The sequence below is a fragment of the Candidatus Limnocylindrales bacterium genome (assembly GCA_035571835.1).
Classification (GTDB): Bacteria; Desulfobacterota; Binatia; order UBA1149; family CAITLU01; genus DATNBU01.
The window spans coordinates 92923-105329 of the sequence record DATNBU010000024.1; the positions used below are offsets into that span (position 1 = coordinate 92923).

9 protein-coding genes are annotated in these 12407 nt (G+C 65.3%); 6 read left to right on the plus strand and 3 right to left on the minus strand.

What is annotated here, in order from left to right; translation table 11 throughout:
- The first annotated feature begins 3 nt into the window (after positions 1 to 3).
- On the plus strand, positions 4 to 714 hold the full coding sequence (locus VN634_09950; GenBank protein HXC51194.1) for a hypothetical protein: 711 nt from the start codon (positions 4 to 6) through the stop codon (positions 712 to 714).
- Position 715: 1 nt separating this feature from the next.
- On the opposite strand, the gene VN634_09955 is transcribed toward VN634_09950, so the two are convergent.
- The gene (locus tag VN634_09955; GenBank protein HXC51195.1) at positions 716 to 1288 is read right to left on the minus strand and encodes a Uma2 family endonuclease; all 573 of its coding nucleotides are present in this window, start codon (positions 1286 to 1288) and stop codon (positions 716 to 718) included.
- A gap of 124 nt (positions 1289 to 1412) precedes the next feature.
- A complete protein-coding gene (locus VN634_09960; protein HXC51196.1) occupies positions 1413 to 3296 on the minus strand; it encodes a gamma-glutamyltransferase family protein in 1884 nt (627 codons plus the stop codon).
- Positions 3297 to 3408: 112 nt separating this feature from the next.
- Between VN634_09960 and VN634_09965 the strand changes: the two genes are divergently transcribed.
- From VN634_09965 to VN634_09975, 3 genes are all read left to right on the plus strand, one after another.
- The gene (locus tag VN634_09965; GenBank protein ID HXC51197.1) at positions 3409 to 4518 is read left to right on the plus strand and encodes a GNAT family N-acetyltransferase; all 1110 of its coding nucleotides are present in this window, start codon (positions 3409 to 3411) and stop codon (positions 4516 to 4518) included.
- 61 nt (positions 4519 to 4579) lie between these two features.
- Positions 4580 to 4861, plus strand: coding sequence for a hypothetical protein (locus VN634_09970; GenBank protein HXC51198.1), 282 nt, complete (start codon positions 4580 to 4582; stop codon positions 4859 to 4861).
- A gap of 66 nt (positions 4862 to 4927) precedes the next feature.
- Positions 4928 to 6049, plus strand: coding sequence for an outer membrane beta-barrel protein (locus VN634_09975; GenBank protein ID HXC51199.1), 1122 nt, complete (start codon positions 4928 to 4930; stop codon positions 6047 to 6049).
- A 116-nt stretch (positions 6050 to 6165) separates the two neighbouring features.
- On the opposite strand, the gene VN634_09980 is transcribed toward VN634_09975, so the two are convergent.
- On the minus strand, positions 6166 to 6390 hold the full coding sequence (locus VN634_09980) for a sulfurtransferase TusA family protein (protein HXC51200.1): 225 nt from the start codon (positions 6388 to 6390) through the stop codon (positions 6166 to 6168).
- A gap of 230 nt (positions 6391 to 6620) precedes the next feature.
- Between VN634_09980 and VN634_09985 the strand changes: the two genes are divergently transcribed.
- Both VN634_09985 and VN634_09990 read left to right on the plus strand, forming a co-directional pair.
- On the plus strand, positions 6621 to 9371 hold the full coding sequence (locus VN634_09985; protein HXC51201.1) for a hypothetical protein: 2751 nt from the start codon (positions 6621 to 6623) through the stop codon (positions 9369 to 9371).
- A 275-nt stretch (positions 9372 to 9646) separates the two neighbouring features.
- Entirely contained in the window at positions 9647 to 12373 is a 2727-nt protein-coding gene (locus VN634_09990) for a hypothetical protein (GenBank protein ID HXC51202.1), read from the plus strand.
- The last annotated feature ends 34 nt before the right edge of the window (positions 12374 to 12407 follow it).

The following is a 12407-nucleotide window of genomic DNA, read 5'->3' on the forward strand; positions in this document are numbered from 1 at the left end:
GGCATGAACCCGTTCGACATCGACGAGTGCCTTCGTTTCGGCTGGGACGCCGTCGGACGGCGGCCGGCTTATCTCGTCGGCGTCACGGTACTGGTCGGCGTGCTCTCGTTCGTGCCGCAGAGCATGCTGCGCGGGCTCGTCTCCGCGAATCCGGCGATCGCGCTGCTGGCCGAAATGGTCATCTTCGCGGCTTCGATCCTGCTCGCCGTCGGTACCAACGCTTTCTATCTGAAGGCGCACGACGACCTTGCGACGTCGCGCATGAGCGATCTGTGGCATCCCCAGGCGTTCGGCCCATTCCTGCGCGTCGTGCTGCTGTTCGTTGCGATCTCGATCCCGTTCCTGATCGCGGTTGCGGTCCTCGCAGGCATCGCCGGCGCGATCTGGGAGAACCACTCGTCGATTGCGGTGTTCCTCATCTTCACCGCGTTCTCGGCGTTCTGCGCCATGCTGGTGTTCATGACGCGCTTCATGTTCGCTCCGCTGCTGGTCGTGGACCGCACGATCGGTGCCGTCGATGCGATGAAGGAAAGCGCACGGCTGGTCGACGGCAGGATGGGAAAGTTTGCGCTCCTCGTCCTCGTGGTCGGGATGCTCAACATTCTCGGACTGCTTTTCTTTGTGGTCGGGATTCTGGTGACGGCGCCGATGTCGCGGCTGGCGTGGACACACGCCTATCGGCTTGCGACTGCCCCCGAACAGACTGCAGCGTGAGCTAGCGCGCGTCGGCGACTGTCACGGGCGCAAACAATTCGTCGGCGAACAGGTCGAGCCCGAAGGTTGTCGGCGGCAACGGATCGGAGCCGGACGCGGTTCCGCGCTGCCGGTAGACCCGCGGCTCCGGATCGGGATCGGCGAACCATTCGACCTGGCGCGAGCGGAGATTCGCGATCCAGTAGTTCTCGACGCCTGCTGCAGCATAGATTCGCGATTTGGTAAGGCGATCCTGCGCGAGCGTGCTGTCGGCGACTTCGACGGCAAGCATGCAGACGTCGGGATGCTCGGATTGCCACTCGTCATCCCTGATCGGAACGACGGCAATATCGGGTTCGGGTACGGAAAACGCACCGGCGATCACGGGAAGCTGCGACCGGACGATCGCGCGACCGTCGAGCAGCTTCGCGAGCCTCGTCGAGATTCTCCACGTTGTTGCCGCGTGTCGAGGGTTCTGCGGCGACTTCGCTACGATCAGACCGTCGAGCAGCTCAACAGGCTCGTCGGAATCGAGGAGACCGTCCTCGACGAGCTGGAAGTACTGTTTCGACGAGTATCCTGCCGCGCGGTTCATCGTCGATTCCACTTCGCGACCGTAGCAAACCGCGGTGGCTGCCGGAAGCCCCGTCGATGATGGCGCTGTATGATGGCGCTGTAATGTAGCGGCGTCGTATTCTGACCGCTCCAGGCTCTCCAGCTCAGTACCCCGCGGGTACGCCGCCTTTCCTCGGATCGCTCGTCGCATGAAGCACGCGTGCGCCTGTTGCCGGTGACTGCTCGACAGCCTGCACCGATGCCTTGGCGGGCATCGGAATGATCTTGTGACCGGCGCGCTCGAGCGCGCGCCGGGTATCGTCGGGAATTCCCGGCTCGAGCATCAGCACGTCGGGAAGCCACTGGTGATGAATGCGCGGCGCGGAGACGGCGGCATCGGTGGACAGCCCGAAGTCGACGACGCCGAGCAGCGTCTCGAGTGTGGCCGTGATGATCAGCGGTCCTCCGGACGCGCCGGCGACCAGCCGCACTCGCTTTCCGTCGAGGACGATGACCGGCGTCATGCTCGACAGCGGGCGCTTTCCGGGTGCGATCGCGTTGGCTTTGGTGCCGACGAGTCCGAACGCGTTCGGTTTGCCCGGCTGCACCGAGAAATCGTCCATCGTGTTGTTCAGCACGATGTCGCGGCCGGGCACCGAGATGCCGGCGCCGAAGCCGGTGTTCACGCTGGTCGTCAGCGCGGCGGCGCTGCCGTCGGCATCAATGACCGAGATGTGCGACGTGCCGGCGTCGTTGGCCGCGCCGGTGCCCGGAGCGATCTGCGACGATGGCAACGCGTGCTTCCAGTCGAGCCGCGCGCGGATCTCCGCGGCGTGCGCCGGTCCGAGCAGACGTTTCATCGGTACGTCGGTGAAATCCGGATCGCCGTAGAACGTCGCGCGATCGGCGAAGACCGATTTGAGCGTTTCGGCGAGTAGGTGTGCCCACGTCGGGCTCTGCGGCTGGATGCTTGCAAGGTCCCATGCCGCGAGCACGCCGAGCGCCTCGTCGAGCACCGCGCCGCCGGAGCTCGGCGGCGGCATCGAGACGATCTCGCGTCCGCGATAACGCATGGTCAGCGGCGCGCGCTCGATGGCGCGGTAGTTGCGCAGGTCGGTGGCGTCGAGAGGGGACGCCGCTTGCCGAATGTCCGGCGCAGCCGGTCGCAACGAGTCCGGGCCCGCTGCCCGCCCATTGTCCGCTGAAGCGGCCGGCGAACCGGGCTGCGAAGCCGTTCGCGCATTGTCCGGCACCGCCGGCGTCGGGATGCCGCGTCCGTGCCACAGCGAAACCGTGCGCACGATGTCGGCGGCGATCTCTCCTTCGTAGAAATCCTTCACGCCGACCTTCACGACGCGCTCGAGCGTCGCCGCCAGGTCCGGGCGGCGCAGGATCTCGCCTTCGCGTTTCGGAGAGCCGTCTTCATGCAGGAACACGCTCGCAAGGCCGGCGTCCGCAGCGATGCGGGCGCGTCCTGCGGCGATCATCGATGCGAGGTGCGCTTCGATCGCGAAGCCGTCGCGCGCGATCCGGATTGCCGGCGCAGCGACGTCGGCAAGCTTCAGCCGGCCGTAGCGCTCGAGTGCGAGCTCGAATCCGCGCAGTTCTCCGGGGACGCCTGCGGCAAGCGGCCCGGTCTTGCTGGCTTCGCTGTCGACGGTGCCGTCGGCGCGCACGAACATCGTTTCGGTCGCACCGCGCGGAGCCGTCTCGCGGAAATCGATCGTCCGGGCACGCGAGCGCCGCGCATCCCACAGCACCAGGAAACCGCCGCCGCCGATTCCGGACGATGACGGATTGACGACGCCGGTCGCGAGAGCCGCGGCCACCGCCGCATCGACCGCGTTGCCGCCGCGCTCGAGCATCTCGACGCCGGCCGCGGATGCGAGCCTGTGCTCGGCAGCGACGGCGCCGTGCGCCGCTTCGATCGATGCCGCCCGCGCCCCGACCGCAGCGCCGCCGAGGATTGTGACAACGATAGCGCCGGCGGCAGCACAACGAACAGCGCCGAGGCGCGCTGCGGGAAGGATCGACCTGCGATGGCGCATGGCGGTTGCCTACGGCGTGGGGTCGACTGTTGCAACGGTCTGCAGGAAATCGGGGACAGACACTGATTTTCGGAAATCGGTGTCTGTCCCCGATTTTCCGTCAGGCGTTCGCTTGCAACGCTGGCAGTCGGCGCGTATGCGCCGGTTCACGTCGATGCATCCCGAGCCTGCAGAGAAACAGTTCTATCTGAAGGACTTTCGCCACCGCGCGATCCTCTTTCACGTCGAGGATGCGCGCCAGTTCGAGCGCCACGCGTCGGACATGCTTCTCGAGCTCAAGGAAAACCCGACGCTGGTGATCCTGGTCGCGCGACGGTTTCCGCGGAAGCGGCGGCTCAGGCCGCTGAGGCTTGCGCGCCGCGATTTCGAGAAGAGCCCGACCACGCTCGTTCCGTTGTCGGAACGTCTCATGGACGACTGCCGGGTCGACGTGTACCTGCCGCGCGGTCTCGCCGGCGCTCGCGCGCTGGCGTATTCGCGCCAGCTCGCGGTCCGGCTCGGCGTAAGCAAGGTGGTCATCGTCGACGAGCGCGGCGGGCTCGATGCCGGCTCCGGCACACGCTCGTTCGTGCACGCCGCTGCGCTCGCGCGAGTCGTCCGTGCCGAAGAAGACTGCGGCGACTGGGGACTGTCCGAGCTCCAGCAGTTGCTGGCTGCGGTGCGCTCGGGCATCGAGGCGGTCAACCTCACCACGGCCGAAGGCGTCGAGGCCGAGCTGTTCACGTACCAGGGCACCGGCACGCTGGTCACGGCCGAGGAGTACTGCACCGTCGACCGTCTCGGCGTCGAGCATTTCCAGGAAGCCGAACGGCTGCTCGCACGCGGCGAGCGCGAAGGCTTCCTGCTTCCGCGCAGCGAGGAGCAGAAGCACCGGTTGCTGCTCGCCGGCTACGGCGCATGGTTCGGCGGCACGAGGCTTGCCGGGGTCTGCGGCCTCGAGACCGAAGCCTATTCACGCCGGCGCATCGGCGAAGTGGTCGGCCTCTACACGATCACCAGGTTTCAGGGCGAGGGCGTCGGCGACCGGATGCTCGATCATCTGATCGACGTGGCCAAGGAAGCCGGCCTGCGCGCGCTGTTCGCCTGCACGTCGAACCAGCGGGCGGCGTCGTTCTTCGAACGCTGCGGATTCGAGCGCGTGAGCGCCGACAAGGTTCCCAGCGTGAAATGGGTCGGCCGGCGCGCCGACGCATTGCCGATGGTGCTGTGGCTCGAACTGTGAACAGATCCGGTCCCGGCGGCAGCGCGCCGGACAAGACAGAGGAGTCTTCGTGGCACGGTATTTGAGAATGCTTGGAATCGCGCTCTGTGTGCTCGGCATCGCCGGTTCGATCTGGTGCACGTTCGGCGTCGTCGGCGACGATACCTATTACGACGCGGCCAGGGCGCTCGAGAAGTACCCGGGCAACGTGCTCTACACGACGGAGTTCAAGATGGCCGAGCCGCGTCACATGCTGCTTCTGGCCGGCGCATGGTCATCCGCACCGGCGGGACTGATACTCGGCAGCATCTGTCTCGGTATCTCGGCGGCGCTTCGCCTGCTGCAGTCCGAGCGACGACCGTAAGCCGACCAGCGAGGATGCGCACCGGGGCGCGTTGACCTCCGTGAGTCCGGCTGGCACGGTGGCGCAATGCCGTCGGCAAAATCGCTTGTTTCTACCGGGATTTCTGCGGTTTTTCTGCTGGCGGGCGCAACCGTCGCGCTTGCGGACGACACCGGGCCGACGTTCACGTTCGGGTCGTCGGTATCGTTTGACGTCGACATCAATCAGCCTCGAAAACAGAACACGGACGAGAACAGGAAGACATACGCAGACGGCGAGTCGGAGGAGTCGTTCAACATCGACCTCGTACAGATCGGCGTGAGCGGAACCCGCAGCATCGTCAGCTACGGAGCCAAATTCGATTTCGGCGACTGGTCCGAGGTCGTCGACAACGACATCGGCGACGAGGCTGCGCTTCAGGAGATGTACCTGGCCGTCGATGCGGGCTTTGCGGTGTTCTCGGCAGGACGCATACCGACGCCGATCGGCTATGAAGTCGTCGAGCCGTGGGCCGACCCCAACATCAGCCGCTCGCGTGCGTGGTTCTACCAGCCGGTCAGTCATGACGGCGCTGCCATTGCCGGAGTAGCCGGTCCGGTGAGCATGATGGCGGCGGTCGTCAACGGCTTTCACACCAGCGACAACGATCAGAACAATCCCGACGACGAATACGGCGTGATCGCGTCGATCGGCTCACGAATCCCGGGCGCAGACCTGCGGCTGAGCGCAATCTACAGCGATGAGAAAGACTCGGTCCGCAAGGTCGAGCTGAACGGCCTGATCTCCGGAAGCCGCGACCACTGGCGCTACGGGCTCGAAGGCACGTGGTTCGACGGCGACGGTCACTCTCACAACGCTTCGCGTGCGCCGCTCGATGCGACGGTCGGCGACGTAACCGGCTACGGCGGGGCGACATTCGGACACTGGAGCGGCGACATGCGCCTTTCCTGGACCGATCAGAAAGGCACGAACAAGAATTTCGAACGGCGCAATCACGAGAACATCGTCAGCTTCACGCTGACCGGCGGCTACGAGATCGTCGATGGCGTGGTGCTGCGCGCCGAATATCGCGTCGACAGCTCGAGCGACCGGATCTTCGACGATCACAATTCGTACACCGACAAAGTCACCGGTCCGTATGGCCAGACCGACCTGATCAACGTCGTCAACGTGCAGCTGATGTGGACCCCCGCGACCGGGCAGAACTGAGCAGTGCGTTGAACCTGAAACCGGCGATTTTCATCTCCGCCTGAAAACGCGTTCAGCTGTTCTCCGGCCGGCTTGCGGAGTCACGGAACGACTCCAGCGCGTAGTCGCGCAGCGGGCTATTTCTCGATGACGATGCGCAAATGGGTCGGCAGTGCCTCGACGCTGAGCACAGCGTAGCCCTCGGCTTCGGCGGCCGCGGGTAGATCTCGCTCCGAGCGCGGATCGTCGACGAGCACCTCGATCTGATCGCCCGGAGCGACAATCTCGAGCACGCTCTTCGCCTTGGCCCAGTTGACCGGGCAGCGCAGTCCTCGCGCATCGACGCTTCGGATGGGGTCCATTGTGCGCGACTGTCATCGCGTCGCGCAGGAGAGTCAAAATGTGACGCGCGATGGAAAGCCTGAACGGCGGCTCAAATCCTCAGCTTTTGCAGGACGTTTCAACGAGATGCACGCTTGCTAACGGTCGCTTCGGACGGTTAGGAATGATGCGGGGAGTCGCGTCCTGACAGGCCGGCTCCAGAAGTATTCCCGCGCGAACGCCAGCCGGAAAAAGTGAGGAGAGCCTTCCCATGCTTACCAGTACCCGTTTCTTCGTCTCGATGACGCTCGCCGCCGGCCTCGCGGCGGCATCCCTTCCGTCACCGGCCTCCGCCTTTACGACCGTCGAGCAGAAGTGCCGCACTTCGGTTTCGAAGTCCGGCGACAAGTACGCCAAGACTGCGCTCAAGGCGATGACCACGTGCCACAAGAAACGCGATGCCGATGCGTCCCTCAGCGGCACCGACTGCAACGACATCGACATGGCCGATTCCGCGAACAAGGTTCCCGCGGCGCAAACCAAGTTCGAGTCGACCGTCAATTCCAAGTGCGTCGGTGTAACTCCGGCCGCCGTGTCGTACGAGAATTGTCCGGCTCCGTGCAACGTCCTGGTTCCGGCCATCGCGACTTTCTCCGACGTCGTCGACTGTCTCTCGTGCCTGACCGACAACAACAGTGAGTCTTTCAGCGAGACCGCGAACGGCAGCCCGAGCTCTCCGCCGCTCACCGATCCCGAAGCCGCGTGCCATTCCGCGATCGTCAAGAGCGGAAGCAAGTTCTACAACAAAATTCTCAAGGCGATCACCAAGTGCCAGTCCAACGCCGAGAAGGACGGTGCCACCGGCATCACCACCTGCGCGAACGCGGGCTTCGAGACGACTGACCTTTACGATTCGTGCTTCTGGCCGGTCTACGACACGTGCACGGACGTCGAGCTGCCGAACGCGACGCTCGGCGCGTGCGCCGATCACCTGACGGACTTCGATCTCGCCCAGTGCGTGTGCGATGCCGCCAAGTCGTCCGCGCAGGAGCTCGGTCCGGAGTTCTTCGATCTGACCGGCGTCGTCACGACCACTACGACGACGACCACCAGCACCACGTCCACGACCTCGACGACCAACACGACGATCCCGGGCCTGCAGGATCCGAAGTGTCCGGATTTCGGCGAGCTGACCCTCTACTCGCGCGACAGTCTGGACCCATGCACGAGCAACACCGACTGTACGTTCCCGCGGACGTGCAACACGTCGATCGGCTATTGCACGACGGTTGCCGACCTCGACAGCGGCTGGACCGGCAACGCGCACAACTCCGACATCAACGACGGCGTGGTGACGCGGGCGACGCTCGTCTGTCCGGGTCCTGCCCCGGCGTGCGGGGAATGCACGATCGGAGGTATCGATCCATCGACGGACAATTGCCGCTGCTCGAACAATTCGCGGACGGTCTGTGACGATCCGTTCGCGCCCTCGGCGAGCCAATGCCCGGCGTGCGTCGGCGGATCCGGCGTCAACGGCAACACGTGCGCGAGCAACACGGACTGTAATTTCCCGTCATGCGCCGGCCGCTGTTCGGGTAATGTCGCCTATACCTGTGCGACGAACGCGGATTGCCATACTCCGATTACCCCGGCGAACTACGGCAATTGCTCGACATCGACCGCGCCGAACTTCAAGAAGAAGTGCGGAAACGGGACGTTCTGCGACAGCAACGCCGACTGCATCGGCACGTGCTCCGGGCACGCGGGCTGCGAGTGCTTCTTCGGCGCTCCGTTCCCGCTCAACTCGGCCGGCACGGCGGTGTGCGTCGTCAACCGCTTCGCCAATGACATCAGCGGTACGGCCAACGTCGACCTCGGCTCGGGCGACATCACGGCCAATCTGCGCACGCGCATCTATCTCGGCATCACGCAGGCCAAGCCGTGTCCGGTCTGCGGCGGCAAGTGCAGCCAGAGCCCGACCAAGGTGTGCGCGAACAACACGGACTGCGTGACGCCGTCGCCAGGCGGTACGTGCGGCTCCTACGACCCCGTCGCGGGCGACGGCCTCCGGGGCGGTACGTGCAGCGGCGGCATCAACGGCGGGCTGTCGTGCGATGCGACCGCGACCAACGCGACGTTCCCGGCAAGGACCAGTGGCGGCGTGGCGCAGCTTCCCGGCGGAGGCTCCTACAGCCTCGACTGCATGCCGAGCGATGGAGCCAACGTCTCGGGAACGGGCCTCGTCATCGACCTCGAGCAGACGACGGGCACGTCGACCTTGCCGTCGACTCTGGACTGCGACGCTGCTGGCCCCGGGACTGATCTGTGCCCGTGCATGCAGTGCTCCAAGGACAAGACCAGGGGCTGCTCAACGGACGCCCAGTGCACCACGCAGGGCCGCTTCTGTTCGAACTACAACGATCCGGTCACGTTCAACTGCACGACGAACAGCGACTGCACGCTCGTCAATACGGGAACCTGCACGCTGCTGAGCGGGACGAAGTGCTCGAATGCGGCCACCCGAAGCTGCTCGACCAACGCCGACTGCGGCATGCAGCCGGGCGGGACATGCACGCTCTCGACGTGCTCGTCGCCGGGCCTCGGAGACATCCCGCAGCCGAACAAGTGCACGAGCGGCCTGTGCGAGGACATCGGTGACGGCTTCAACGGCCGATGCACCGTCGGTCCGGACCAGGGCTACTGCGACGGCCTGCTGCGCATCGACGGCACGGGCATGAACGCATGCGCTTCGAACTTCGATTGCACGAACGGGGATCACTGCACGCTGTCGCAGCGCAGGCTGTGCTTCCTCGATCCGATCGTCGCGGTTGGCGATCCTGATCCGAGCTTCCCGATTGCGGGCTCGACCTTCTGTGTACCGCCGACCGAGTACCCGGCGATCAATACGGTGGCCGGACTGCCGGGACCGGGCCGCGTGATCAGCCAGGGCGGCGCGAAAACGTTCTGCCACAACAACCACGGCGTCCAGTACACGCCGGGCGGCTCGCCGCCCTGTCCATAAAGACCTCGGTCATCGGCCGAACGTCGCGACGCCCCGCTGTGACTCGTCACAGCGGGGCGTCGTCATTTGGAGCTCTGAACGAGGGTTACCACCAGATAAGGCCACGACGGGCCTTCGTCGCACTGCGTCGAGACCTCGCGACGCCCGCAACGCCGAGTAATCTCTTGCTTACGCACCCTTTCGTTGGTTAGGAGTATGTTACGCGGCCGGCTTCCGGGGACGATACTGCGACCGCTGCCCGCCATTGTTTTCCAGAACCAGGGAGGAGTCTTTTCATGTCCTACATGACACGTTTTTTTGTCGCCGCGTCGCTGACGCTGGGGCTCGCCGCCGCGGGTCTTCCGTCGCCGGCCTCGGCCGCCTTCACCGATGCCCAGCTCGGGTGCCGCAAAGAGATCGGGAAGTCCGGCACCAAGTACGTAAAGACGGCGATCAAATCGATGACCAAGTGCCACAAGTCGCAGGACAAGGACGGCGGCGCGGTCAACTGCAACAACATCGCGGCGACCGATCCGGACAACAAGGTCCCCGCCGCCGCCGACAAGATCGAAGCGAAGGTCGTCGACAAGTGCACCGGCATCAATCCCACCGACGTGCTCTATGACGGCTGCCCGATCCCGTGCCACGGCGCGGTACCGACGGTCACGACTTTCGCGAACGTCGTCGACTGCATCGTGTGCCTGTCCAACAGCGACACGCAGAGCTACAGTGACGAGGCCAACGGCAGCCCGACGGTACCGCTGACCAACGAGGCCGATCTCGACTGCCATTCGTCGATCGTCAAGAACAGCAGCAAGCTCTACAACTCGGCCGTCAAGAACGCCACGAAATGCCAGGCGAGCTACGACGAGCTCAACGATATCTCGACGTGCACGGGCAGCGGGTTCGCGGCGCTGACCAGCGACGCGTACGACAAGTGCCACGAAGCGGTCCAGGGCGACTGCTCTGCGGCGACGCTGCCTGGCACGACTCTCGATGCGTGCGGCGGCTCGGCGACCGCGTCGGCGCTGGCGACGTGTGTCTGCACGGCGGCGCTGAACGATGCGCAGACCAACGCGCAGCAGATCGTCGACCTGTCGGGACCGGTCGCCACAACGACGACGACGACGACCACCACCACCTCGACGACGCTGATTGTCGGCGATGTCCAGTGTCCGGACCTCGGCGAGCTGACCCTGTACTCGCGCGACAGCCTGGATTCGTGCACGAGCAACAGCGACTGTACCGCTCCGCGCACGTGCAACACCGCGATCGGATACTGCACGACCGTGGCGGATCTCGACAGCGGCTGGACCGGCAACGCGCACAACTCCGACATCAACGATGGCGTAGTGACGCGCGCTTATCTGTACTGTCCGGGTCCCGCGCCGGCTTGCGGCGAATGCGATGTGCTCGGGATCGACCCGTCGCCGGGCAACTGCCGCTGTGAAAACAACTCGCGGACGGTCTGCGACAACCCGTTCGCATCGTCGGCCAGCGAATGCCCCGCGTGTGTCGGCGGCTCGGGCGTCGCCGGTAACACGTGCACGAGCAACACCGACTGCAATTTCCCGACGTGCAGCGGTCGCTGTTCGGGCAACGTCGCAGCTACTTGTGCGACGAACGCGGACTGCCATATTCCGGTCACGCCGGCGAACTACGGCAATTGCTCGACGTCGACGCCGCCGAACTTCAAGAAGAAGTGCGGAAACGGAACGTTCTGCGACAGCAATGCCGACTGCGTCGGCACCTGTACCGGCCAGGCGGGTTGCGAGTGCTTCTTCGGCGCTCCGTTCCCGCTCAATTCGGCTGGCACCGCGGTGTGCGTCGTCAACCGCTTCGCCAATAACATCAGCGGTACCGCCAACATCGATCTCGGCGCGGGCGACATCACGGCCAACCTGCGCACGCGCATCTACCTCGGCATCACGCAGGCCAAGCCGTGTCCGGTCTGCGGCGGCAAGTGCAGCCAGAGCCCGACCAAAGCGTGCGCGAACAACGCGGATTGCGCGACGCCTTCACCGGGCGGCACGTGTGGCTCGTACGACCCCGTCGCGGGCGACGGCCTCCGCGGCGGTACGTGCAGCGGCGGTATCAACGGCGGGCTGTCGTGCGATGCGACAGCGACCAACGCAACATTCCCGGCACGAAGCAGCGGCGGCGTGGCGCAGCTTCCAGGTGGAGGCTCCTACAGCCTTGACTGCCAGCCGAGTGACGGGGCGAACGTCTCGGGAACGGGCCTCGTCATCGATCTCGAGCAGACGACCGGAATGACGAGCTTGCCGGCAACCCTCGACTGCGATGGTGCCGGTGCCGGGACCGATCTGTGCCCGTGCATGCAGTGCTCGAAGGACAAGACGAGGGGGTGCTCGTCCGATTCGCAGTGCGCCGCGCAGGGCCTGTTCTGTTCAGCGTTCAACGATCCGGTCACGTACAACTGCGCGAGCAACGACGACTGTACGCTCGTCGATACGGGGACCTGCACGCTGCTGAGCGGGACGAAGTGCTCGAACGCGGCCACCCGAAGCTGCTCGACCAACGCCGACTGCGGCATGCAATTCGGTGGGGAGTGCACGGTTTCAACGTGCTCGTCGCCGGGCATCGGAGACATCCCGCAGCCGAACAAGTGCACCGGCGGCCTCTGCGAGGACAGCGGCGACGGCTTCAACGGAAGATGCACGGTCGGACCGGACCAGGGTTACTGCGACGGCCTGCTGCGCATCGACGGAACGGGCATGAACGCGTGCGCTTCGAACTTCGATTGCACGAACGGAGACAAGTGCACGCTGTCGCAGCGCAGGCTGTGCTTCCTCGACCCGATCGTCGCGGTCGGCGATCCTGATCCGAATTTCCCGATCGCGGGCTCGACCTTCTGCGTACCGCCGGTGGAGTACCCGGCGATCAATACGGTGGCCGGCTTGCCGGGGCCGGGCCGCGTGATCAGCCAGGGCAGCGCGAGAACGTTCTGCCACAACGACCACAACGTGGAGTACACGCCGGGCGGTTCGCCGGCCTGTCCGTAGACGATCGGCTCGCAACGGCGAGTCGGGCGCCGGT